This window comes from Pantoea sp. K16 (assembly GCF_048452805.1).
Lineage (GTDB): Bacteria > Pseudomonadota > Gammaproteobacteria > Enterobacterales > Enterobacteriaceae > Pantoea > Pantoea agglomerans.
Genome location: NZ_JBLWNV010000007.1, coordinates 233036 through 256508 on the forward strand (window position 1 = coordinate 233036; position 23473 = coordinate 256508).

18 protein-coding genes are annotated in these 23473 nt (G+C 56.7%); 7 read left to right on the forward strand and 11 right to left on the reverse strand.

Going from position 1 to position 23473, the window contains the following annotated elements:
• Positions 1 to 37 precede the first annotated feature (37 nt).
• Positions 38 to 592 carry a fimbrial protein gene (locus ACK13D_RS11895; protein WP_010255336.1) on the reverse strand — a complete coding sequence of 185 codons (555 nt, stop codon included), beginning with the start codon at positions 590 to 592 and terminating at the stop codon, positions 38 to 40.
• A 391-nt stretch (positions 593 to 983) separates the two neighbouring features.
• Here ACK13D_RS11895 and ACK13D_RS11900 point away from each other — a divergent pair, with 391 nt between their 5' ends.
• Complete coding sequence (locus tag ACK13D_RS11900) at positions 984 to 1907, forward strand: winged helix-turn-helix domain-containing protein (protein WP_022626131.1); 924 nt, start codon at positions 984 to 986, stop codon at positions 1905 to 1907.
• Positions 1900 to 2358, forward strand: a complete 459-nt coding sequence (locus ACK13D_RS11905; protein WP_010255330.1) for a hypothetical protein — start codon at positions 1900 to 1902, stop codon at positions 2356 to 2358. Before ACK13D_RS11900 ends, ACK13D_RS11905 begins: the two co-directional genes overlap by 8 nt.
• 67 nt (positions 2359 to 2425) lie before the next feature.
• Here ACK13D_RS11905 and ACK13D_RS11910 read toward each other — a convergent pair whose 3' ends face one another.
• From ACK13D_RS11910 to phoB, 7 genes are all read right to left on the reverse strand, one after another.
• Positions 2426 to 3994, reverse strand: coding sequence for a sensor domain-containing diguanylate cyclase (locus tag ACK13D_RS11910; protein WP_022626133.1), 1569 nt, complete (start codon positions 3992 to 3994; stop codon positions 2426 to 2428).
• A 441-nt stretch (positions 3995 to 4435) separates the two neighbouring features.
• A complete protein-coding gene (gene proY, locus ACK13D_RS11915; RefSeq protein WP_346451370.1) occupies positions 4436 to 5788 on the reverse strand; it encodes a proline-specific permease ProY in 1353 nt (450 codons plus the stop codon).
• Positions 5789 to 5858: 70 nt separating this feature from the next.
• Positions 5859 to 7178, reverse strand: a complete 1320-nt coding sequence (gene brnQ / locus ACK13D_RS11920; RefSeq protein ID WP_033771063.1) for a branched-chain amino acid transporter carrier protein BrnQ — start codon at positions 7176 to 7178, stop codon at positions 5859 to 5861.
• 391 nt (positions 7179 to 7569) lie between these two features.
• Positions 7570 to 8676, reverse strand: coding sequence for a cobalamin-independent methionine synthase II family protein (locus tag ACK13D_RS11925; protein WP_346526196.1), 1107 nt, complete (start codon positions 8674 to 8676; stop codon positions 7570 to 7572).
• A gap of 165 nt (positions 8677 to 8841) precedes the next feature.
• Complete coding sequence (locus ACK13D_RS11930; protein ID WP_031293116.1) at positions 8842 to 9762, reverse strand: PstS family phosphate ABC transporter substrate-binding protein; 921 nt, start codon at positions 9760 to 9762, stop codon at positions 8842 to 8844.
• Positions 9763 to 9781: 19 nt separating this feature from the next.
• Positions 9782 to 11095: a phosphate regulon sensor histidine kinase PhoR gene (gene phoR, locus ACK13D_RS11935; RefSeq protein ID WP_010255313.1), complete on the reverse strand. Its 1314-nt coding sequence runs from the start codon at positions 11093 to 11095 to the stop codon at positions 9782 to 9784.
• A 14-nt stretch (positions 11096 to 11109) separates the two neighbouring features.
• A complete protein-coding gene (gene phoB / locus ACK13D_RS11940) occupies positions 11110 to 11799 on the reverse strand; it encodes a phosphate response regulator transcription factor PhoB (RefSeq protein ID WP_003852491.1) in 690 nt (229 codons plus the stop codon).
• A 197-nt stretch (positions 11800 to 11996) separates the two neighbouring features.
• Between phoB and sbcD the strand changes: the two genes are divergently transcribed.
• From sbcD to ACK13D_RS11955, 3 genes are all read left to right on the forward strand, one after another.
• Positions 11997 to 13196, forward strand: coding sequence for an exonuclease subunit SbcD (gene sbcD / locus ACK13D_RS11945; protein WP_010255305.1), 1200 nt, complete (start codon positions 11997 to 11999; stop codon positions 13194 to 13196).
• Complete coding sequence (locus ACK13D_RS11950) at positions 13193 to 16867, forward strand: AAA family ATPase (RefSeq protein ID WP_418796437.1); 3675 nt, start codon at positions 13193 to 13195, stop codon at positions 16865 to 16867. The genes sbcD and ACK13D_RS11950 overlap by 4 nt, the downstream gene beginning before the upstream one ends.
• Positions 16868 to 17153: 286 nt before the next feature.
• Positions 17154 to 17384 carry a cell envelope integrity TolA C-terminal domain-containing protein gene (locus ACK13D_RS11955; RefSeq protein WP_010255303.1) on the forward strand — a complete coding sequence of 77 codons (231 nt, stop codon included), beginning with the start codon at positions 17154 to 17156 and terminating at the stop codon, positions 17382 to 17384.
• On the opposite strand, the gene qhpR is transcribed toward ACK13D_RS11955, so the two are convergent.
• Together qhpR and ACK13D_RS11965 are read right to left on the reverse strand one after the other, a co-directional pair.
• Positions 17381 to 18448 (reverse strand): AraC-like transcriptional regulator QhpR, encoded by a 1068-nt coding sequence (gene qhpR / locus ACK13D_RS11960; RefSeq protein WP_163850660.1) that lies wholly within the window; start codon positions 18446 to 18448, stop codon positions 17381 to 17383. The two genes, ACK13D_RS11955 and qhpR, sit on opposite strands and share 4 nt — an antisense overlap.
• A 162-nt stretch (positions 18449 to 18610) precedes the next feature.
• Positions 18611 to 19615 (reverse strand): phosphotransferase enzyme family protein, encoded by a 1005-nt coding sequence (locus tag ACK13D_RS11965; protein WP_010255300.1) that lies wholly within the window; start codon positions 19613 to 19615, stop codon positions 18611 to 18613.
• Positions 19616 to 19864: 249 nt separating this feature from the next.
• Here ACK13D_RS11965 and eat point away from each other — a divergent pair, with 249 nt between their 5' ends.
• Entirely contained in the window at positions 19865 to 21229 is a 1365-nt protein-coding gene (gene eat / locus ACK13D_RS11970) for an ethanolamine permease (protein ID WP_010255299.1), read from the forward strand.
• Between the two features lie 83 nt (positions 21230 to 21312).
• On the opposite strand, the gene mak is transcribed toward eat, so the two are convergent.
• Positions 21313 to 22224, reverse strand: a complete 912-nt coding sequence (gene mak / locus ACK13D_RS11975) for a fructokinase (RefSeq protein ID WP_010255298.1) — start codon at positions 22222 to 22224, stop codon at positions 21313 to 21315.
• A gap of 146 nt (positions 22225 to 22370) precedes the next feature.
• Between mak and rdgC the strand changes: the two genes are divergently transcribed.
• Complete coding sequence (rdgC, locus tag ACK13D_RS11980; RefSeq protein WP_022625153.1) at positions 22371 to 23282, forward strand: recombination-associated protein RdgC; 912 nt, start codon at positions 22371 to 22373, stop codon at positions 23280 to 23282.
• Positions 23283 to 23473: the final 191 nt, after the last annotated feature.

Sequence of the window (23473 nt, forward strand, 5' to 3'; positions counted from 1 at the left end):
ATTTATTCCAGCCCCGCGAAAACGCGGGGCGCAGTTTTTAAAGATAACTGATAGCGTACTGAACGGTCGCTTCAACCTTACCGGCTGTTGCAGCCCCACCGGTAGCAATATACCGAGCGGTATACTGTGCTTCTCCGCTGGTTTCATTCGGATTGAGCGAGAATGCCTTAGCAGTTGCTTCGCCTGATTTTAAATCAATGACATTATTGTCAGGGTCCAGTAACTGAATCGCGACGTTACTTGCCGGAGAGTCAGTTGCAATATTTTTCAGGTTACCGGAAGCATCAACATTGGATGATGCAAAATGAATTTTAATGTCCTGAGTCGCTGTTTTAGGATCCGTACATCCTGTCAGCTTCATGCTGAAATTTGTGGGTGTAGACGTATTCCCCGTCGCGGAAAGATCGCTGACCTTTGCCGTCTGCAGCAAGATAACAGGTGCAGCTGAAGTTGAATCGTTGACGCTGACGTTACACGTCTGGGCAGAAACTTCACCTTTGAAGCGGATACTGTTTTCCTGTGCTGCATATACACTGCTGGCCGATAATGCGGTCAGGGCAACGAACCCGGTCAATAAAGTTTTTTTAAACATTCCAGTACTCCTTGAAATTTTTTTCTGTTAATAGACATGCTGACTGATGCCTGAGTAAATAAACCAGGAGAGAGAAAATCCAACATGGTTAATACTGTCAGGGCACTTAAATTCATAGACACAATTAAGCCAGCGAAAGCATCTTACGAGCGAAGTGAGATAAACACACCTTTGAATTTCTCTAATCTTGTTTAAATTTATATGAATTTTATATTCAATATTATCTTCATAAAAAACAATGATTTACTTGCAGTACCCACATAAAAAATCATGCAAAACATAAAAATAAATTTGCAATAAAAAGATGTGATATACTTATTTAAACTGATCTGATTAGCTTCAGGCTTACAATTTTTCTATTTCACAAAACTTTCACCTGCGCATTAGCAGTATGTTTTATGCGGGGTCTTTATTTCTTTCACTGGTGGAGAATGCTTTGAGCAGAAAAATCACTCTTAACAGTTTTCTGATATTTGAACCGGATAAAAAAAGAATTACCGGCAGGGGCAACCCGGCGGTTATCAGCGCATCCGCATCACTGTGTCTGGAACTTCTCATTGATAATGTAGGGCAACTTGTCACACATCAACAGTTCTATGACTATGTATGGCGTCGGTTTGGTACGGAACCGGCCTCAACGACTCTTTATCAGAATATCTCGGCGCTGAGACGCGCGCTGAATAAAGCCGGTCTTCAGGAAGATATCATCCGGACCATGCCGCGGAAGGGGTTTCTCCTTTCTCCACAGACAACCGTTGAGAGAGAAAGTCTTTTTTCCTTTACATCTGTCAGCACTGAGTCGGAAAGTGCCCATTCTCTCTCCGCCGGCGGCAATGAAATGCCAGAGCACAGCCTCCATGATGAAAGAATGAGGAATACTCAGAATGAGCAAAAATCAGATTCTGAAAACAAGATTTCTTCATATTCACCCCTGACACAACATCCGTTTTTTTCAGCTTTTTTTAAGTCAAAAAAAATGATGATCGCAACCTTTATGCTTTTTTTGGCACTTTTTTTTTCGTCTTTTTTATATTTCAGATCCGGACCGAATCATAATGACACTGTGTTTATTTACAGCACTAACTACAAAGGCTGCATAATCTTCAATAATGCGGATGGGTGGCTGAAAAAGGATGAGGTGAAGGAACAGGTTGATGAGATGAAATTAAATTGCAGTATAGCACCTTATATCTACCTTACCGCATTCAAACATGCAGACAGTCTTTCTTATTTTAACTGCGAGCATCCGTTGAATGGACATGTCAGAGCAAATTGCCGTTCGTATTACTTTGTGAAGAAACTGAATAATGATTAAAGTTATCCTCCTGATTATCTTGTGCATTGTCATCTATTCTTTCGCGCCATTCAGCAGGAACGGTGAAAACACCATTTCTTGTACAGCTGATGTGTCCTATCAATGGAAGCAGGACCGGATGGACTTACTTATTACGCAAACCCTTCTTGACGGAAAAGGCGTTCTTTCAATGTCTGGGATCTTATATGATAAAAATGAAACAAAATCTTATCTGAGTAAAACGATTTCATTTTCATACTTACAGAACCAATTTTTTTACTACTTCAGGTCTGAGCTGATCATGAACTCCCCTCAGATGACGATGAGCCTTTCCGATCAGAAGAAATGGTTACCCGACTTTTTTACAGATAACAATATGCCGCTGGTACTCAAGATCAGGCCTTATGGTAAAGATGCCTGGATTTTTTATGCCGAAAACACACCGCTTTTCATCTGTGAGAGAAGCAATTAACGGCCAGGCTGACGGGTAACTACACGCGGACTCTGCATTCGACTGAAGCGGATCATAAAAACGTACCTCAGGGTGAGTGAACCGAATGTGCCTGGGTCACCACCCGGTTCCGGCCTTCATGCTTGGCCCTGTACAGAAGGTGGTCTGCCACAACCAGCGCTTTTTCTCTGTCATCGCCATCGTGAGCGAGCTCACAAACGCCTGCTGAAATCGTAATGTGCTTCACTGCGGGAAACTGCGCGTTTGCAATGTTTTCACGTATACGGTTTACAACCAATCCGGCTTCGGTCAGCGTTGTGTCTGGAAAAAAAATGACAAACTCTTCACCGCCAAACCGGCAGATGATGTCCTGAGTACGGCATCCTTTTTTTAATAGATCTGATACGGCCACCAGTACCTCGTCCCCTGTATCGTGTCCGAACTGATCATTAACCTGTTTAAAGTGGTCGATATCAAACAGAGCCAGGCTGTGTGAACCCTGTCCCCCGACAAAAGGTGCCGTGAGTTGATCGAAGCCCCGCCGGTTGTGTAATTTCGTCAGATGATCCGTCAGAGCATCATCGCGCAGTATAGAAAATGTTTTATCGATGGCTGCTGAATAAGCCTGAAATGCTTTTTTTAGCCTGTCAGCTTCTTTGTACCACGTTTTAATTCCGTCCATTTTTCCTGATAATCGCCCGATCGCGCCTGAGCTGGTCAGGCGGGCCAGATTTTCGAGTGGCTGTGAAATTCTGGCGGAGATGTAAAGACTCACAATGACCAACAGAAGCGCCAGCACCAGCCCGTAGAGGATCACATCACTTACGATGCGGTTGAGAATTGCGCTCGTCACGTCAGATGAAACGCAGACGAATACATGCCAGTTCGTTTTCACAACGTCCGAATAACCCAGCAGGCAACTCTGTTGATTAAACAGGGTTTTCACTGCGCCATATTTTTTCTGTTTCAGTTGCGCCGACAGATCCGCACTCAGGTTGATGCTTTTTCCGGTCAGAGCCTCATCCGCGGAGTAAACCACTTCACCGGTATCGGAAACAATGCTGACAGTCGTCTTATCAGCATAGAAGTGCTGGTTCAGAAGACGGCTCAGCATACTGCTCCTGGTCAGATAGATTGAGCCTGCCAGATACCCCAGATATTCGCCTGACGGCGAATAGACCGGGTTCGACAAAAAGACGAGATAGTTTCCCGTATAGGGGGTGAGTGGGTCAGAAACAAAAGGGCCTTTTTTTACGGCCTCCAGCTGCCCGGACGCCACACTCAGCGACGTACCGGATGGAATGAAATTTAAGGGAGAAGCGGCCACGACCCGCCCCTCGGGCGACAGGGCCAGCACGGAACTGAACATGTCTGACTGCAGACGTAGCCTGTCGGTTTCATGCTGCAGAACCTGCAAATCCCTGTAGCTGGTTATCTGTGCGGCGCTGAAAGCCAGTTCCTTCTGGGCCGTCCGGAACATGTTATCGGCAGTGTTGGCCAGTTTACGTGCATATGCAGTGCTGGATTCAAGGAGACGTTGTTCTGCCTGGTTCCTCAGCACAAAGCCGGTCACTGTGGAAAGCAGAATTGCTGTAAGGAGTATGCAGCACACAGAGTGCAGGCACAGCAGACTCTTTAGTGAGGGCTTGTTGAACATGGTTTGTCCCTGAATAACTTGTTATTTGTGTTGCCGAATTAATGCTGGCACGGACAGTTAACAAGATAGGGGCGGTCAGGCAATTAGTAAATCAGCATTATTGTTGATACGAATAGAGCCTGAGACGCATTTGCAGGCGTCAATCCAGCGAAATAAAGCGCGGATTGACTGTCATAAGCGCCACATCGATATCGATCACTACAGATGGACGGCCGGTTACGCCCGTCTGCGCGCCTGAACGATAGTCCCGCTAACGCCCGATGACCATTACTTTCACTCCCCTGCGCCAGTGGCCAGGCTCGCGGCCAGAATTCCCCTCCGGGCGCTGACGAACGCCTTCAGACAAAACCCGATCAGGGAGGCCAAAAAAACAGCCCCAGCCGCAGCATTATCTGCAGCCGGGCTTCAACAGTCTCACTCCAGCCAGCATGGAAAACATCCTTAGCGGACTTTACGAACCAGCTTATAGCCCAGCAGCAGCACCACTATCCACACCATACCGACATAGAGGGAAATGCGGGTATCGGGGAAATAGCCAATCAGACCGATAATAAAGCAGAGGAAGGCTATGCCGACGCCAGCAGTCCAGCTGCCGCCTGGCAGCGCAAACTGCAGCTTACTGGCAGCCTCTTTGCCAATTTTGCGACGGAACGCGATCTGCGACAGCAGAATCATGATCCAGACCCACACCGTTGCAAAGGTCGCCAGCGAGGCGATCACCAGGAAGACTTTTTCCGGCATCAGGTAGTTGAGATAAACCGCAATCAGCATGGCGAACATCATCACCACCACCGTCACCCACGGAATCCCGCGCGAAGAGACCTTCATAAAGACCTTCGGCGCATGTCCCTGCTGCGCCATCCCGTGCAGCATGCGGCCTACGCCAAACACATCGCTGTTAATCGCCGAGAGTGACGCGGTCAGCACCACAAAATTGAGGATAGAGGCGGCCGCCGCAATGCCCAGATGCTGGAAGGTCAGCACAAACGGGCTGCCCGAAGTTCCTACCTGATTCCACGGGTAGATCGACATAATCACAAACAGCGTGCCGACGTAGAACACCAGAATGCGCCACGGCACCGAGTTGATGGCGCGCGGAATCGACTTCTCCGGATCTTTCGCTTCACCGGCGGTGATACCGATGATTTCGATACCGCCATAGGCAAACATCACCATCTGCAGCGACAGCAGCATACCGACTACGCCGTGCGCAAAGAAGCCGCCGTTAGTCCAGAGATTGTGGATGCCGGTCGGCTGGCCGCCGTTGCCGAGCCCCCAGATGATCATGCCGAAACCGGCCAGAATCATCACGATAATGGTGGCGACTTTGAAGAAGGAGAACCAGAACTCCACTTCGCCGAACACCTTCACGCTCATCAGATTGACGGCACCGATGATCAGCACCACGCTCAGCACCCAAATCCAGTGCGGCACCTCAGGGAACCAGACGCCCATATAGATGCCGAACGCCGTGACATCCGCAATCGCCACAATCAGGATTTCAAAACAGTACGTCCAGCCGGTGATGTAGCCTGCCATCGGTCCAAGATAATCCTGCGCGTAACGTGAGAAGGAGCTGGCCTGAGGATTGTTAACGGACATCTCACCCAGTGCGCGCATGATGATGTAAGCCACTGCCCCGCCGATGATATAGGCGAGCAGCACGCTCGGCCCGGCCATTTTTATCGCGTCAGCGGAACCGTAGAACAGCCCGGTGCCAATCGCCGATCCCAGCGCCATAAAGCGGATGTGGCGCGTGCTCAGTCCGCGTTTGAGCTTGTTGGTTTCTTGCATAACAACCTGTACCTGTGAAATGAAAAAACCACGGGCAGGCCCGTGGTTAAAGAAAAATCAGTGCTCTCTGCTACGAGTGAACGGTCACCTGTTCCGGCCCTTTCACCCGATCAACAACAGCGGCAATCAGCAGCATCACCAGCGACGGCGGCAACCAGGCGAGACCCTGATCGGCCAGCGGCAGATGCTGACTGAAAGCGGGCAGCAAATCTTTAAACCCGGTGGTTTTAATCGCATCAACAATACCAAACAGCAGGCTAATCAGCATGGCTGGCGCGATAATCCGGCTGCTCTTATTCCACCAGTTGAGGGTGAAACTCAGCACCACCAGCACGATACAGGGCGGATAAATTGCCGTCAGTACCGGGATGGAGATCTGAATCAGGTGGCTCAGGCCGAGATTCGACACCACCATGGAGAACAGACCCAGAATAAACACCAGCGTTTTATACGATAACGGCAGGTATTGCGCAAAAAATTCCGCACAGGCACAGGTCAGGCCAACGGCGGTCACCATACAGGCGACGAAGATCAGCGCGGCAAGGAAGAAGCTGCCCATGTTGCCAAAGGTGTGCTGAACATACGCGTGCAGAATCGCTGCGCCGTTAGCGTTTTGATCCACCAGCGCACCGCTGCCCGCGCCCAGCTTAAACAGGCAGAGGTAGACCAGCGTCAGGCCCAGACCGGCGATTAACCCCGCCAGCACGGTGTAACGGGTCAGCAGCGCGGCATTATCGACGCCACGCGAACGGGCGGCGTTGACAATCACGATGCCAAATACCAGCGCGCCCAGCGTATCCATGGTCAGATAGCCATTGACGAAACCGCTGGAGAAGGCCGCACGCTGATAATCAGCGGTAGCCGGAACCGTGCCGCCAGCAGGCCACACCAGGGCAGCAACGCCCAGCACGGTCAGCGCAATAATTTTTAATGGCGCAAGGAAGTGCCCTACCGTGTCGAGTAGCTTGCCGGGATAGAGCGATACGCCAATCACCAGCGTGAAGTAAATCAGGCTATAGATAAACAGCGGCAGCGCGCCATCACCGGTCAGCGGTGCAATGCCCATCTCAAACGAGACCGTGGCCGTACGCGGTGTGGCAAACAGCGGCCCGACAGCCAGATAGCAAACGGTGGCCAGCACGATGCCAGCGACCTTGCCAATCGGGGTGCTGAGCGCATCCACGCCGCCGCCGACGCGGGCCAGCGCGATCACGGTCATCACGGGCAGACCGACTGCGGTAATCAGAAAACCAATCGCGGCAGTCCAGACGTGTTCGCCAGACTGAATACCGACCATGGGTGGGAAAATGATGTTGCCCGCGCCAACAAACAGGGCGAATGTCATAAAGCCCAGCGCGAGAATGTCCTTCGAAGTTAAACGATGTGTCATACGGCCTGTCACTGATGTTGCGGTGGAAGTTGGGTTAGTGTTGTCCCCTCGCTGCGTGTAAACCGCGACCAGGCTGACAATGTCAGCGCATTATGCTCGTCGCAGGGTAAAGCACAGGTGATTTAAGCTGCTTTTATTCTGTTCACAGAGGGATGGATCGACAACGGCGCTAAGTAAAACGTTTATAGCGGTGAAAGGCAATACGGGATCGGAAAACCAGAAGGTTATGCCGCCATTTTTTCAAAAGGCAGTGGATAGCGTTAATTTTTGCAGCAGGCACACAAGATGATGTGCCTAAATAATAGACAGAGCGTGAGAAATCCCCGCATAAACGGGTCTGAAGATACACAAAAGGCGCGTTTTACGCGCCTGTCTGCACAACGTTACAGCACTACCAGATCTGATTCGCGATATTGACCACCAGGCGAATCTTCTGCCACTGCTGCGCTTCGGTCAGGCTGTTGCCCTCTTCGGTTGAGGCAAAACCACACTGCGGACTGAGGCAGATCTGATCCAGACTGACATACTGCGACGCCTCTTCCAGCCGGGTTTTCACCTGCGCCGGATCTTCCAGTTCACCCACTTTCGTGGTGATGAGGCCCAGCACCACCTGCTGATGACCTGGCTTAATGTAACGCAGTGGTTCAAAACCGCCGGAACGGGCGTTGTCATACTCCAGGAAGAAGGCATCCACGTTGACGCTGCCGAACAGGATTTCTGCGACAGGCCCATAGCCGCCTTCAGAGATCCAGGTTGAACGGAAGTTGCCGCGACAGACATGCAGACCCACGGTCAGATCGGCAGGTTTACCTTCCAGCGCTTTATTCAACACCTGAGCATAAGTCTGTGCCAGCTGGTCAGGATCGTCGCCACGCGCCCGGATATCACGCTTCTGATCTTCAGAACAGAGGTAAGCCCAGACGGTATCATCCAGTTGCAGATAGCGGCAGCCCGCGTCATAAAACGCCTGAATAGCCGCTTTGTAGGTCTGCGCCAGATCGTCGAAGTAGTCTGCCAGATCGGGATAGACTTCCGCGTCGATCACCTTACGGCCACCACGGAAGTGCAGCACGCTGGGGCTGGGAATGGTCATCTTCGGCACCGCATCACCGGCAATACTCTGCAGGAAGCGGAAATGCGCCAGCATCGGATGATCCGTCGGGAAACCGAGTTTGCTCACCACTTTCACGCCATGCGCTTTGGTCTGCACGCCATTAAACTGAATGCCCTGCTCCGCTTCATAGCGCTCTACGCCATTCAGGCCATAGAAGAAGTCGAAGTGCCACCAGCCGCGACGAAACTCGCCATCAGTGACCACTTTCAGACCGTTTTCCCGCTGTTTCGCTACCACATCGCGAATCGCCTCATCTTCAACCTGGCGCAGGGCCGCCGCATCAATCTCTCCGGCTGCAAACTGTTCGCGCGCCTGCTTAATGGCGGCGGGACGCAGAAAGCTGCCAACGGTATCGGCACGGAACGGGGCGGTTTCTCTTTGCATGATCACTCCTGTCTCTCCTGCCGGTAATGACGGCAGGAAATAGTTGCATCCTGATATAAATAGCCATCTGGATGGCTACATGTCTGAACACAGAGTGGCATGAGCGGCTTTCTTCTGCAACTGAAGAAAATTCAGAGATGATGAAAAAAATTCACGTTCGGGAGATTAACGCAGCGCGGCGCGCGCCTGCGTCATCTGACTGTCAGAGAGCGGCAGATAGCCCGCTTCGCTGACCCGCCGCTGTCCCTGTGCCGAAAGTACCTGCTGCAGAAACGCGGCCACCAGCGGCGGCAAAGGTTTGCCGGGCGCTTTATTCACATAGAGATAGAGCGGGCGCGCCCAGGGATAACGGCCACTGCGGATGGCATCGGCATCCGGGGTAATCGCCTGCCCCTGATCATTCATCACCGCCAGCATTTTTACGCCGCTGAGATGAAAGCCAAAACTGGCGTAGCCGATGCTGCGTGAATTACCGGCCACCGCCTGCACCACTGCGGCCGAGCCGGGAAACTCCGCCACGTCGCTGCGAAAATCACCTTTGCACAGCGCCTGCTGCTTGAAGAAACCCCAGGTGCCGGAGGCGGAGTTACGTCCATAGCGCTGAATCGGCCGTTTACTCCACTGCGCGCCGGTTAAGCCGAGATCGCCCCAGCGCAGCGGCACGCTGTGTGCGCCACACAGACGGGTAATCGAGAAGATGGCATCGAGCTGACGCGGTTCAATCTGCTGCAGCGGATTGCGCTGATTCACCACTACCACCAGCGCATCCATAGCCACCGGAACCGCCAGCGGCGGATAGCCGTAGCGCGCCTCAAAGGCCTGGCGTTCATCTGCCTGCATCGGGCGGCTCATCGGACCGAGTTGTGCTGCCCCTGCCGCCAGCGCGGTCGGCGCAGTAGAAGAGCCGGAGGCCTGAACCTGAACATTGACGCCCGGCGCCTGGCGACTGAAATCTTCGCCCCACAGCGTCATCAGATAGCCCAGCGTATCGGATCCGACGCTGCTGAGATTGCCGGAGAGCGCGCCGGGCTGGGCCAGTGCCAGGCCCGGCAGCAGAGTAACGATCAACAAAAGAAGGATGCGCATCAGGGAGATCCGGCAGCAATTAATGAACGGCATTCTCCTGCATCACGCTGCTGACAATCAACCTCGCTGGCAGCGTAAAGGTAAAACAGGTCTCCTTGTGCGGCACGCTGGTGATATCGAGCCGCGCGTTATGGTGGCTCAGAGCATGTTTCACTATCGCCAGCCCCAGCCCGCTGCCGCCGGTCGCACGCGAACGGGCTTTATCGACCCGGTAGAAACGCTCGGTAAGACGCGGAATATGTTCTGAGGCGATGCCCGGCCCGTTATCGCACACCCGGAAGATCGCCCCCTGTTTGCCGCGCAGCCAGCTGATATCAATTCGCGTGCCATCCGGTGTGTGGTTTACCGCGTTGTAAACCAGATTGGAGATGGCGCTGCGCAGCTGTTCATCGTTGCCGAACACTTTCAGATGGGGATCGGTATGGAAATGGATGTCGTGACGGCCGCCACTCAGCGTTGCCGCCTCATGCTGCAGCAGTTTCAGCATCACCGGCACATCGACCTTCTCTTTCAGATCGATCGCGGGCGCGGCTTCAATGCGCGACAGCGTCAGCAGCTGTTTGACCAGGCTGTCCATGCGGCGCGTCTGCTCCGACATGGTGTGCAGCGCTTTGCTGCGCGAAGGCTCGCTCATCACCGAGTCGTTCATCATCTCCAGGTAGCCCTGCAGCACCGTGAGCGGTGTGCGCAATTCATGGCTGACGTTGGCAAAGAAGTTGCGGCGCGCCCCTTCCAGCTGATGCATCTGCGTGACATCACGCGCCACCAGCAGCCACTGCCCTTCGCTGTAGGGCATGACGCGGAACTCCATGTGAAGTTTGTTGTTCAGCACCAGCGTCAGCGGCTTGTCGAAATCGCGCTGGCGAAGATAGCGGGAGAACTCCGGATAACGGAGCAGATTGAGGATGTTCTGGCCATTATCTTCCGGCCAGCGCAGACCCAGGTGCTGCTGCGCCAGGCCGTTACACCAGAAAATGGTGCCCTCTTCGGTAGTCAGGATCACCGCATCCGGCAGCGACTCGGCACCGCTGCGGAAACGCTTAATCAGATTGCCCAGTTCACGCCGCCGCCGCCGGTTGCGGAGCTGCATCTGGTAAAGACCATAAAACAGCGGTTCCCAGCTGGCACGCCCGGCTGGTGGCGTCATGGTGCGGTCCAGCCACAGCCAGTGCGACAGCCGCATCAGATTGTGAAAATGCCACAACAGCACCGTCAGCACGCTCAGCAGCAGCCACCAGGGCAGACCGCCGAACAGCAGGCCCAGCAGCACTGCGGGCAGACAGACCAGCAGCAGTTCTGTCAGTAATCTCTTCCAGGAGAGGCGTTCCAGCACGGTAAAGGCTCCGTTTAGTAGCGGGCAGAGAAACGATACCCTGTTCCGCGAACGGTTTGTACCATGCGATCGTGGCCGGACACTTCCAGCGCTTTACGTAAACGACGGATGTGAACATCGACAGTACGATCTTCCACATACACATTGGTGCCCCAGACGTGGTTCAGCAACTGTTCACGGCTGTAAACGCGTTCCGGGTGGGTCATAAAGAAGTGCAGCAGCTTATATTCGGTAGGGCCCATCTCCAGCGGCGTGGTTTCGGACATCACGCGATGTGAGGAGGGATCCAGACTCAGCCCCTGCATCTCAATCACCTCTTCCACGGCCATCGGCGAAATACGGCGCATCACCGCTTTGATTCTCGCCATCAGCTCTTTAGGTGAAAAGGGTTTAGTAATGTAATCATCGGCACCCACTTCCAGGCCGCGCACCCGATCCTCCTCTTCGCCGCGCGCGGTGAGCATCATCACCGGGATATCGCGTGTCATCGCCTCGCGTTTCAGATGTTTGATAAACTGAATACCGCTGCCACCGGGTAACATCCAGTCCAGCAAAATCAGATCGGGCCAGGGTTCAATCAGCTTGCCAACGGCGCTGTCATAATCTTCCGCCTCGATTGGCTGATAGTCGTTCTGCTCCAGAACAAAACACAACATTTCACGGATGGGGGCTTCATCCTCCACAACCAAAATGCGCTTAGCCATTATTACTCCTGCTGATTATGACGGATGTCACTGAGATTCGCGGCGCCATTATGCGTCAGATTTGTGACACTTTTATGAAAAACATAACCTGCCTGTAACCTCACTGGTAATCATTTATGACAGCGCAGCGACAATTTTTTGCTTTGGCCGCAGAGCCAGTATAATCGCCGGGCGAATCACAACGGCAGGGACTCATCATGCGCATCATTCATACTGCGGACTGGCATCTGGGGCAGTTCTTCTACAACAAAAGTCGGGCAGCCGAACATCAGGCATTTCTCGACTGGCTGTTGATCCAGATTGAACAGCATCAGGTGGATGCGTTGATCATCGCAGGCGATCTGTTTGATACCGGTACACCGCCCAGCTACGCCCGCGAGATGTTCAACCGCTTTGTGGTGGCGCTGCAGCCCAGCGGCTGTCAGCTGATTGTGCTGGCGGGCAACCACGATTCCGTTGCCACGCTGAATGAGTCGCGTGAGCTGCTCGCCTGCCTCAATACCCGGGTGATCGCCACCCCGCAGGAGAAGGATGATGTGCTGCTGCTCAACACCCGCCAGGGCGAGCCGGGCGCGCTGCTGTGTGCGATTCCCTATCTGCGGCCGCGCGATATCCTGCGCAGCCGGGCGGGTCAGTCGGGACGCGACAAGCAGACCTCGCTGCTGGAAGCGATCGCCCACCACTATCAGCAGCGATTCACCGCCGCCCAGGCGCTGGGCCATGCACTGCCGATTATCGCCACCGGCCATCTCACCACCGTCGGCGTCAGCCAGAGCGATTCGGTGCGCGACATCTATATCGGCACGCTGGATGCCTTCCCGGCCAGCGCGTTTCCCGCGGCTGACTATATCGCACTGGGGCATATTCATCGCGCTCAGCGCGTCGCGGGCAGCGAGCATATCCGCTACAGCGGCTCGCCGATTCCGCTGAGTTTTGACGAGCTGGGCACAGAAAAAAGCGTCTTCCTGCTGGAACTCACCACCAGCGGCCTGCAATCGGTCACGCCGCTGGTGGTGCCACAGGCGCAGCCGATGCAGGTGCTGAAAGGATCGCTGGCGCAGATTGCAGAACAGCTAAATGCCTTCAGCACGGCAGAGCAGGAGAAGCCGACCTGGCTCGACATCGAAGTCACCACCCAGGAGTACCTCAGCGATCTGCAGCGTCAGGTAGAAACCCTGACCGCCACGCTGCCGGTCGAAGTCCTGTTGCTCCGCCGCAGCCGTGAACAGCGACAACAGAGCCTGGCGCGGCTCGACAACGAAACCCTGAGTGAGCTGAAGGTGGAGGAGGTCTTTGCCCGCCGGCTGGCGCTGGATGAGGAGCTGCAACCAGAGCAAATCGCCGAGATGACCACCCTGTTCCGCCAGACGCTGGCCGCCATGGAAGAGACCCAATGAAGATCCTCACGCTACGGTTCAAAAACCTCAATGCCCTTCGCGGTGAATGGTTCATCGACTTCCGCGCCGAACCTTTCGCCAGCAACGGCCTGTTCGCCATTACCGGTGCCACCGGCGCCGGTAAAACCACCCTGCTGGACGCCATCTGCCTGGCGCTCTATCACCAGACGCCGCGCCTGGGCGCGATTTCACAGAGCCAGAATGCGCTGATGACCCGCGACTGTGCCGAATGTCTGGCCGAGGTGGAGTTTGAGATCAAAGGAGAAGCCTGGCGCGCCTTCTGGAGCCAGAACCGCGCGCGCGGCACTGCCGACGGCAAACTTCAGGCACCGCGCGTTGAGCTGGCACGCTGCGCCGACAACATCATTGTTGCCGATAAAGTCGGTGACAAGCTGAAGCTGATCGAAACCCTCTCCGGGCTCGATTTTGAAAGGTTTACCCGCTCGATGATGCTGTCACAAGGCCAGTTCGCCGCCTTTCTCAACGCGAAAGCCAGTGAGCGCGCGGAACTGCTTGAGGAGCTGACCGGCACCGAAATTTACGGTCTGATTTCCGCCGCCATCTACGAGCGCCACAAAGAGGCAAAAACCCAGCTGGATCTGCTGCGCAGCCAGGCGGGAGCGATGGCGCTGCTGGATAGCGACGCACGCGACGCGCTGCAACAGCAGCTCACCGATCTGACCGATGCGGAACAGCGGCTCAGCGCGCACTATCAGCAGGCGCAGCAACAGCAGCAGTGGCAACAGCAGGCGCAGCAGTTACAGCAGGAAAATGCGCAGGCTGACGTCGCGCTGCAGCAGGCCCAGGCTGCATCCCAGGCGGCAGAGGCCGATCGTCAGCGGCTGGCACGCAGCGAACCGGCTGAAAAGCTGCGGGTAAAACTGCAGCAGCGCGATGCGTTACGCACAGAACAGCAGCAGGTCGTGAGCCGCTGTCAGCAACTCACGGCGGCGCAGCAGCAGGCGCAGACCCAACAGCAGCAGCATCAGCAGCACTACGCGGCGACCCAGAGTGCCCGCCAGCAGGCGCTGCAGGAACAGCAGCAGCAGGAGAGCCTGCTGACAGAACAGGTGCTGCCGCTGGATCAGCGGATCAGTACACTGCAGCAGCAGCTTGCGGAGCAGCAGCAGGAAAACGCCCGACAGCAGCAGCATGCTGATCAGACACAGGCCAGCCTTGCAGAGCAGAAGCGCCAGGTTGAGACATGGCAGCAGGCGATTGCCGAACAGCATCAGTTACGCCAGCAGCTTGCCGATCTCGCCCAATGGGGCGCTTCGCTGCCGGTGTGGCAGGAGAACTTTGCCCTGCTGGCGCAGCGTGAAGCGACCCTGGCCGGACTGGCGCAACAGCGCGAGCAGCAGCAGCGACAGATCGCTGCCCAGCAGGCGGAACAGCAGCAGCAGGCAGAACAGGCGCTCCCGCGCCAGCAGGCGGAGCAACAGGCCCGCCAGGCGCTCTCGCAGGCGGAGCAAGTACTAACTTCGCTACAGGAACAGCATCCGCCTGCCGCACTGCGTCAGGCATTAAGCCAGTTGCAGAACAGCCGTCCGGCTCGTCAGCAACTGCTGCTGCTTTCAACCCAGTGGCAGCCGCTGCACCAGCAGCTGGGCCAGCGCCAGCAGCGGCTTATCGCGCTCGCAAAAGCGCATCAGCAGAGTGAAGCGGAACTCCAGGCCCTGCGCGAAACGTGGAAACGCGAAAAACAGCAGCTGGATGATGTCGAAAAAATCTGCGCGCTGGAGCAGCAGATTGTCGATCTCAGCGATTACCGCGCCCGGCTCGCCGCCGATCAGCCCTGTCCGCTGTGCGGCTCCTGCACGCATCCCGCCGTTGAGGCCTACAGCACGCTGGAAGTAAGTGCTAACCAGCAGCGCCGGGCTGCACTGCAACAACAAACCGAGGCATTGCGCGAAGCGGGCACGGCAAAAAGCGAACAGCTGAAACAGTCAGCCGTGCAGCAGCAGACCCTGCGCGATGAGATCGCGGAGATGCAGCAACAGCTCGATCGGCTTGAGCAGCAATGGCAGGCGCTGAGCGGTGAGCTGGCACTTACCTTCCCGCTCGCCGATCGGGATACCTTAACCGCGTGGGAGCAGCAGCAAAGCGAACGTGAAAGCCAGCTTGAGCAACAGCGACAGGCGCAGGAAGCCGCCGAACAGGCGCGTCAGGCCGCAAAGGATTACTATCTTCAGCAGTCACAGGCCTGGCAGCAGCATTTGCAGGCAGAACAGCTGGCGCAGCAGTCGCTGTCCAGCCTGCAACAGGCGCTGGATGCGCTGCAACAGCGTCAGCAGCAGGAACAGCAGGCCATGGCGCAATTGCAGAGTCGTCTGGAGCAGCAGTTCAGTGCACACAACCTTGCCCTGCCCGACGCCGCCCATCGCGAGGCGTGGCTGACAGAACAGCAGCGGCGCTGGGAGCGCTGGCAGGAAAGTGAGCGGTTGCTAGCAAACCTGCAACCGCAGCTGTTAAAGGGGGAAACCCAGCTCACTGCCCTGCAACAGCAGGCAGAACTGGAGCAGCAGCAGCTCACCACTCGTCAGCAGCAGCAAAACCAGAACCAGACGCAGCTCAGCGAGATGCGCCGTGCCCGTCAGGCGCTGTTTGGCGACCGCGAGGTCACCCACGCCCGTCAGCAGATACAGGCCCGCGTTCAGCAGGCTGATGAACAACTGGCACAGCAGCTCACTGCCCTGCAACAGGCGCAGGCCGAGGTCAGTCGCCTGCAGGGTGAGCTTTCGGGGCTGGAAAATCAGCGGCAGACGCTCAATAGCAAACTGGCAGAGGCGGAAAGCGCGCTGCAGCAGGCACTCGAGAGCGCCGGATTCGCGGATGAAGCCAGCCTGCGCGCGGCGCTGCTGGATGAACGGACCGCAGTGCAACTGCGTCAGCAGTTGCAGCAGCTCGATCAGCAATGCCAGCAGCAGCAGGCGCGACTGGCGGATCTGCGCCAACGGCTCAGTCTCCATCAGCAGGCGAAACCCGCTGCGATGCCGGAATCCGCCGAAGCGCTGGCGCAACAGCTGGAGCAGTTACGGCTGGCATTGCGCGACAACGCCAGCCAGCAGGGTCAGATTCAGCAGCAGCTACAGAGCGATGCCAGCCTTCGTGTGCGCCAGCAGAGCCTGATGACAAAGATTGAACAGGATGGTGTGACGCTGGCGCAGTGGAGCCTGCTCAACGATCTGATTGGCTCCGCCAGCGGCGATAAATTCCGGCGCTTCGCCCAGGGCTTAACGCTGGATCACCTGGTGGCCCTGGCTAACCGTCAGCTCGATCGGCTGCATGGCCGCTATCTGCTGCAGCGACGGGCGCAGGATCTGCTGGAGCTGGATGTGGTCGATACCTGGCAAGCCGATGCGGCGCGCGATACCCGCACGCTGTCGGGTGGTGAGAGCTTCCTGGTGAGTCTGGCGCTGGCGCTGGCGTTATCGGATCTGGTCAGCCACAAAACGCGCATCGAATCGCTGTTTCTGGATGAGGGATTTGGCACGCTGGATGCGCAGACGCTCGACACCGCGCTGGACGCACTCGATGCACTCAACGCCAGCGGCAAAACCATTGGGGTCATCAGTCACGTGGAAGCGATGAAGGAGCGTATTCCGGTACAGATTAAAGTACGCAAGATGAATGGGCTGGGTTACAGCCAGCTGGAACTGCCGCAGGGATAGCGGGCGCCAGGGCGGTAAATTCTGGTTCTGACGACAGTCGGAGTAATGCCATAGCATTCATGATGCCGGTCTGTAGACTGTCGGCAGCAGACCGGAAGATCTTTAAGGAAAGTTGGCCAGTTAAATGAATTTAATTAATATAACGATGAGAATGTTGCCGGGGGTGATTATTGCAATGTCGCTCAGCGCCTGTCAGCAACCTGTGACAAAGCAACGGGATAGCGTGGCAAACCTCTGTCAGCCGTCGAAAGATCCTGACAGTCAATCCTGTCACTGGACTAATCAAATGCAGCCAGTACTGAACCGGCAGTTCAGCGATGCGGCGCGTTACGCCGGTCAGCAATGTCTGGTACGGATGGAGTGGCAACCACACAGCAGACATTATGCGGTGACCCAGACGCAGGGTGATGAAGCGCTCTGCCTGCGCGCCTGGCAACTGGTCGCGCAGACCCGCGATCTGCCGCCGCCGCCGGAGCCTGGACAACCGGCGTGGTTCGGCTTTGCGCCGCGCGGTTAACTGGCCAGACCTTCCTGACGCCACTGGCGCGGACTGATGCCAAACCAGCGGCGAAAGGCGCGTGAAAACGCGCTGACTTCCGAGTAGCCCAGCAGCAGCGCCATCTCAGAGATGGGCAGCTGCTTCTGCTGCAAATAGTGTGTCGCCATTTCGCAGCGCACCTGATCGACCAGCGCGGTAAAGCTGCTGCCCTCTTCGCGCAGCCGCCGCTGCAGTGACCAGCTCGACAGTCCGAGCTTATCCGCCACCTCTTCCAGCACCGGCTCACCCTGCATCAGCGATAAATTAACCTGCGAACGCGCCTGCTCAATCATGCTCTGCTGTGACGTCACACGGTTAAGCCGTCGGATCGCATCCTGCATCACCATTAACAGGATCGGATCGCTCTCCGGCATGGCGCGCTGCAGATCGCGTTTGGGGATCACCAGTGAATTAAACGGCTGATCGAACCAGACCGGGGCATCAAACACTTTGCAGTGATCGTGCCACTGGCCGGGACGCGGATGTTCAAAGTGGACTTCGCGCGGTGCCCAGTGTCTGCCCGCCACGTGGCGGATCAGATTCATAAACATCCCCAGCGTCAGCTCCGCATCCTGACGGCGCGACAGGATCGCGCCATGTCGCACCTGATAATCCAGCCGCCAGCACTCTCCCTTATCCACCAGCCGGGTTAAGGTGTCGTGCTGATGCCAGGGAAATGCGTTGACCACATTATGCAGCGCCTGTTCCAGCGTGGCGGAGCACAAACCGATGTAGCCGATCAGGCCTAATGACTGCGGTTTAAACTGCCTGCCGTAGTGCAAACCGAAGTTATCAAAACCGGAGTGACGCGCCGCCTCTTCCAGCACCCGACAGTAGTTAACCAGCCCCAGGCTGAGCGTCGGACTGGCCAGGCGCTCCGGATCGATGCCGCTGATGCCGAAGATGCGATCAACATCGCCGCCCTGGGTATGAATAAAGTCGCTTAAGCCAGTCGCCGCTGCTGCCAGCACGCCGTGATTGCCTGCCCCCGCCGCTGCCGAGCAGGCCGCAAACGCATCGGGCTTTATCAGTGTCGGATTCATGGTCGCCTCAGTCAGAATTCAGGTGGATCACCCGTTACTCCTATCCGAGCAATTTCCATACCAGGTCCCTGATGCCCGACGCGCCGCCTGCGGGCTGTCCGGGCGGCGCGCGGGCTACGCGCAGGGCACTGCGGCGGCGCAGCGACGCCCGCCGCTGGTGCATCAGACGCCGACCGGCAGCTGCTCACCTTCCAGATAGCGGCGGCAGAGGCGGACCGAGTGGCTGGCCCACGCCGATCCCAGGCTGCGCGCCATTTCGGTTTCGGCATGTGATCCCACCCACGCGGTGAGCTGGATACGACGCTGGATCAACAGCGCGGGCAGCATGGCCATCTCCGCATCGCTGATATGCGCCACCTGCTCATAGCCGCGGATCCAGTGATCGATCCACTCTGGCGCGCGCGGATGATGCTCAACAAAACTGATCGCCGCCGCCAGATCGTGCAGATACCAGCCGAGCCCGCAGTCATCGAAATCGATCACCCGCGTTTCGCCCTTGTGCAGCAGCAGATTGGTCAGCCGCAGATCGGCGTGGATCAGGCCATAGCGATCCGATCCTTTACCGAACTGCGTCATCGCCGCGCCGACCTGGCTTATCGCCTGCTCTACCACGCCGTGATCGGCAGGATTCAGATCCGGCGCATCCTGCCAGCGTCCCCAGTGACTCTCTGCGCTGGTCATGGTGTGGTGATCCCAGATGATGCGCTGGAAACCCGCAGGCGGCTGCCACTGTTTACTGTGCTGATGCAGCCGCGCGGTGATCTGGCCGAGCTGCTGAAAAGCGCGGGGATCGACGTCGGTGGTCGGCATCTCTCCGTCGATCCAGTGAAACAGCACCACGTAGCGTTCACCGCCCTCCGGCAGCCGCAGCGTCAGCACGGTTTCGCCCTCTTTGTCCGGCACCGCTTCCGGCACCATAATGCCGGTTTCGCGCAGCGCATTGAGCCACAGTAGTTCACTGACGATGTCGGCTTTTTGATGATAATCGCCGCGATGCAGCCGCAGCGCATAACGCCGGCCTGCCGCCTGCAGCAGAAACGTGGCGTTCTCTGAGCGGCACAGCAGGCTGAGCTGGCCCTGCAGCGCGGCGGGATAACAGGCCAGCGCCTGCTGCGCCATCAGGGTGAGTTGGGAATCAGTCAGGTTGTCATATTGTTTAGCGCTCATCAGTCCGGCTCCTTGTCACTTGCGTTATCTCAGCATGCGTTGCCAGAAGGTGAGCTGCTTGACTCCGGAAGAGACAAAGTTGACCGCAGCGTGCAGCTGGCCCGGTTGTTGCCTGTGAGTTGACCGTGGAGAACAGAAGTCACTGCGCCCGCGTCAAGTCGTGGCGAGTAATGCAACGGCATTATCCCCTTACTGTAGCGTAATGGCGGTGTAACGCCGCACGAAGCCAACAACGACGGGGATAACAGTATGACAAACAGACTCAAGCCCACTCTGGGCACCCTGCATCTGTGGGGGATTGCGGTTGGCCTGGTCATTTCAGGCGAATATTTTGGCTGGAGTTACGGCTGGGCCGTGGCGGGCACGCTGGGATTTCTGGTCACCACCGCGTTGATCGCCACGCTCTATACCTGCTTTATTTTTAGCTTCACCGAACTGACCACCGCGATCCCCCATGCAGGCGGGCCATTTGCCTATAGTCGCCGCGCCTTTGGCGAAACCGGCGGACTGATTGCCGGTCTGGCGACGCTGATTGAGTTTGTCTTTGCGCCACCGGCGATTGCCATGGCGATTGGGGCTTATCTCAACGTGCAGTATCCCGAACTGAACCCGAAGACTGCGGCGGTCGGGGCTTACCTGGTGTTTATGACGCTGAATATTCTCGGCGTAAAACTGGCGGCGATGTTTGAACTGGTTGTGACGGTGCTGGCGGTGATTGAACTGCTGGTGTTTATGGGTGTGGTTTCACCCGGCTTCAGCCTGGCGAACTTCGCCGCGCACGGCTGGGCAGGCAGTGACAGCTTCGGACTGCCCGCCTTCTCCGGCATTTTCGCCGCCATTCCTTTTGCCATCTGGTTTTTCCTGGCCATTGAAGGCGCGGCGATGGCGGCCGAAGAGGCGAAAGATCCGACCCGGACCATTCCCCGCGCCTACATCAGCGGAATTCTGACGCTGGTGCTGCTGGCGATAGGCGTGATGCTGATGGCGGGCGGCGCGGGCGACTGGCGCAAACTCGCCGACATTAACGATCCGTTGCCGCAGGCGATGAAAATGATTGTCGGCGAACACTCTAACTGGATGCATATGCTGGTGTGGATCGGACTGTTTGGCCTGATTGCCAGCTTCCACGGCATCATCCTCGGCTATTCACGGCAGTTTTTTGCCCTGGCACGCGCGGGCTATCTGCCGCCTTCTCTGGCCAAACTGTCGCGTTTCCAGACCCCGCATCGGGCGATTATTCTCGGCGGCGTGCTGGGTATCGCGGCGATTTACAGCGATGGTGTGATTAATCTGCAGGGGATGACGCTGACGGCGGCGATGATCACCATGGCGGTGTTTGGCGCGATAGTGATGTACATCATGAGTATGCTGAGCCTGTTTAAACTGCGCCGCAGCGCGCCGGAGATGGTCCGCAGTTTCCGCGCGCCGGGCTATCCGATTGTTCCGGGCATCGCCCTGCTGCTGTCGGTGGTCTGTCTGCTGGCGATGCTGTGGTTTAATCCGGTGATTGGCGCGCTGTTTTTCGCCATCATGCTGGCAGGCTATCTCTACTTCCTCGCCACCAAAGCGCAGCGCGATCGGGCGCCGCAGGACAGTATGCTGGTCGGCGAATAAAACCGGCACTTGTGAGTGCCGTGGGTTAACGATTCAGCGCCGGGTCTCTCCGGCGCTGAATCGTCAGCGGATGCTCGGGTAACTCAGCCGTTAAGCGGCCAGAGCCACGCTGCACCGCGTACGCCGCTGGAGTCGCCATGCTGCGCCTTCAGCACCGGCGTTTCACACTCCCCGCCAAATACCCACTTCTTCATCAGCACCGGCACGGTCTGATAGAGACGATCCACATTGCTCATCCCACCGCCCAGTACAATCACATCGGGATCGATCAGGTTCACCACCTGCGCCAGCGATTTTGCCAGCCGCAGCTCATAGCGGCTCATCGCCAGTTCGGCGATCGGATCCTGCTGCGCCAGCAGCGAGACGATCTCCGCACCTTTGCGATGCACGCCGCTCAGCCGCTGATAGTCGATACCAAAACCGGTGCCTGAAACAAAGGTCTCAATGCAGCCCTGCTGCCCGCAATAACAGGGCACTTCCTGACGGTAGCGCAGCTCATCCTCATCCATCCACGGCAGCGGATTGTGGCCCCACTCACCGGCATTGCCGTTGCCCCCGATACGCGACTCACCGTTGATCGCCACACCGGCGCCCGATCCGGTGCCGATGATCACGGCAAACACCAGCGACTGTCCGGCACCGGCACCGTCGATCGCTTCCGACACCGCCAGGCAGTTGGCGTCGTTGGCGATACGCACTTCCCGGTTCAGCGCCTGCGCCAGATCTTTATCCAGCGGCTGTCCGTTGAGCCAGGTGGAGTTGGCATTTTTTACCCGCTTACTGTAAGGCGAAAGCGTGCCGGGAATACCGAGGCCGACCGTGCCGGTTTCGCCGGTTTTCTGCTCCGCCAGCGTGACCAGATCGACAATCGCCTGTACCGTTGCCTGATAGTCATCACGCGGGGTATTCACCCGGTGGCGGAACAGCTCCTCTCCCTTATCCGACAATGCGATCACTTCTGTCTTGGTGCCACCCAGATCTATGCCTATGCGCAAGATTACGTCCTCGTTATTCGTTCAGGTGAGAGATACAGTAAAAGGCGTCTGCCGGAAAGGCAATGAAACCACTCCGATGTTTCGCTATCATGCGCGCTGACTCTCGCAGACTTGTGCGCCCGATCGCGCCACGGTAAGGAATCCCGATGTTGTGGTTTAAAAATATGATGGTTTATCGTCTGAATCGTGACATTCCGCTGTCCGCAGATGAGATGGAAAAGCAGCTCGACGCCTTCACGTTTTCACCGTGTGGCAGTCAGGATATGAGCAAGACCGGCTGGGTCTCGCCGATGGGCAACCGCAGCGATGCGCTGACCCATGAAAACAAAGGCCAGATTGTGATTTGCGCCCGCAAAGAAGAGAAAATCCTGCCTTCGCCGGTGGTGAAACAGGCGCTGGAAGCGAAAATCGACAAGCTGGAATCTGAGCAGAGCCGCAAGCTCAAGAAGACCGAAAAAGATTCGCTGAAAGATGAAGTGCTGCACAGCCTGCTGCCGCGCGCCTTCAGCCGTTTCAGCCAGACCTACCTCTGGATCGATACGGTCAACAACCTGATTATGGTTGACTGTGCCAGCGCAAAAAAAGCGGAAGATACCCTGGCGCTACTGCGCAAAAGCCTGGGCTCACTGCCGGTGGTGCCGCTGACGCTGGAAAGCCCGATTGAACTGACCCTGACAGAATGGGTACGTTCAGGCGAGCTGCCTGCCGGATTCGCCCTGATGGATGAAGCGGAGCTGAAAGCGCTGCTGGAAGATGGCGGCGTTATCCGCTGCAAGAAACAGGATCTGGTGTGCGATGAGATCGCCAACCACATCGAAGCGGGTAAGCTGGTAACCAAACTGGCGCTCGACTGGCAGGAGCGCATTCAGTTCGTGCTGGCCGATGATGGTTCAGTGAAGCGTCTGAAGTTCAGCGACACGCTGCGCGACCAGAACGACGATATTGACCGCGAAGATTTTGCACAGCGCTTTGATGCGGACTTTATTCTGATGACCAGCGAACTGGCCGCACTGACCAGCAATCTGGTAGAAGCGCTCGGCGGCGAAGCCCAGCGTTAATCAGTCACCGGCAGAATCATCCTGACAGACGATATTCGCCAAAAAAAGGACCGCTAAGCGGTAATGTCAGTCAGTTAAACGACAGGTGATACCGCAGTCTGGTGCCGGGCAGGGGCTGGCGGTCCTCGCGCCGCTTCGCGGTTCCTTCACTTCATTCGCCTGCCTGACGGACCGCCGGGGATGGCACATCC

What these genes read in the sequence shown, in the direction of transcription:
- ACK13D_RS11895 (WP_010255336.1), bottom strand. Translation starts at nt 592, where the DNA reads ATGTTTAAAAAAACTTTATTGACCGGGTTCGTTGCCCTGACCGCATTA.
- ACK13D_RS11900 (WP_022626131.1), top strand. Translation starts at nt 984, where the DNA reads ATGTTTTATGCGGGGTCTTTATTTCTTTCACTGGTGGAGAATGCTTTG.
- ACK13D_RS11905 (WP_010255330.1), top strand. Translation starts at nt 1,900, where the DNA reads ATGATTAAAGTTATCCTCCTGATTATCTTGTGCATTGTCATCTATTCT.
- ACK13D_RS11910 (WP_022626133.1), bottom strand. Translation starts at nt 3,994, where the DNA reads ATGTTCAACAAGCCCTCACTAAAGAGTCTGCTGTGCCTGCACTCTGTG.
- proY (WP_346451370.1), bottom strand. Translation starts at nt 5,788, where the DNA reads ATGCAAGAAACCAACAAGCTCAAACGCGGACTGAGCACGCGCCACATC.
- brnQ (WP_033771063.1), bottom strand. Translation starts at nt 7,178, where the DNA reads ATGACACATCGTTTAACTTCGAAGGACATTCTCGCGCTGGGCTTTATG.
- ACK13D_RS11925 (WP_346526196.1), bottom strand. Translation starts at nt 8,676, where the DNA reads ATGCAAAGAGAAACCGCCCCGTTCCGTGCCGATACCGTTGGCAGCTTT.
- ACK13D_RS11930 (WP_031293116.1), bottom strand. Translation starts at nt 9,762, where the DNA reads ATGCGCATCCTTCTTTTGTTGATCGTTACTCTGCTGCCGGGCCTGGCA.
- phoB (WP_003852491.1), bottom strand. Translation starts at nt 11,799, where the DNA reads ATGGCTAAGCGCATTTTGGTTGTGGAGGATGAAGCCCCCATCCGTGAA.
- sbcD (WP_010255305.1), top strand. Translation starts at nt 11,997, where the DNA reads ATGCGCATCATTCATACTGCGGACTGGCATCTGGGGCAGTTCTTCTAC.
- ACK13D_RS11950 (WP_418796437.1), top strand. Translation starts at nt 13,193, where the DNA reads ATGAAGATCCTCACGCTACGGTTCAAAAACCTCAATGCCCTTCGCGGT.
- ACK13D_RS11955 (WP_010255303.1), top strand. Translation starts at nt 17,154, where the DNA reads ATGCAGCCAGTACTGAACCGGCAGTTCAGCGATGCGGCGCGTTACGCC.
- qhpR (WP_163850660.1), bottom strand. Translation starts at nt 18,448, where the DNA reads ATGAATCCGACACTGATAAAGCCCGATGCGTTTGCGGCCTGCTCGGCA.
- ACK13D_RS11965 (WP_010255300.1), bottom strand. Translation starts at nt 19,615, where the DNA reads ATGAGCGCTAAACAATATGACAACCTGACTGATTCCCAACTCACCCTG.
- eat (WP_010255299.1), top strand. Translation starts at nt 19,865, where the DNA reads ATGACAAACAGACTCAAGCCCACTCTGGGCACCCTGCATCTGTGGGGG.
- rdgC (WP_022625153.1), top strand. Translation starts at nt 22,371, where the DNA reads ATGTTGTGGTTTAAAAATATGATGGTTTATCGTCTGAATCGTGACATT.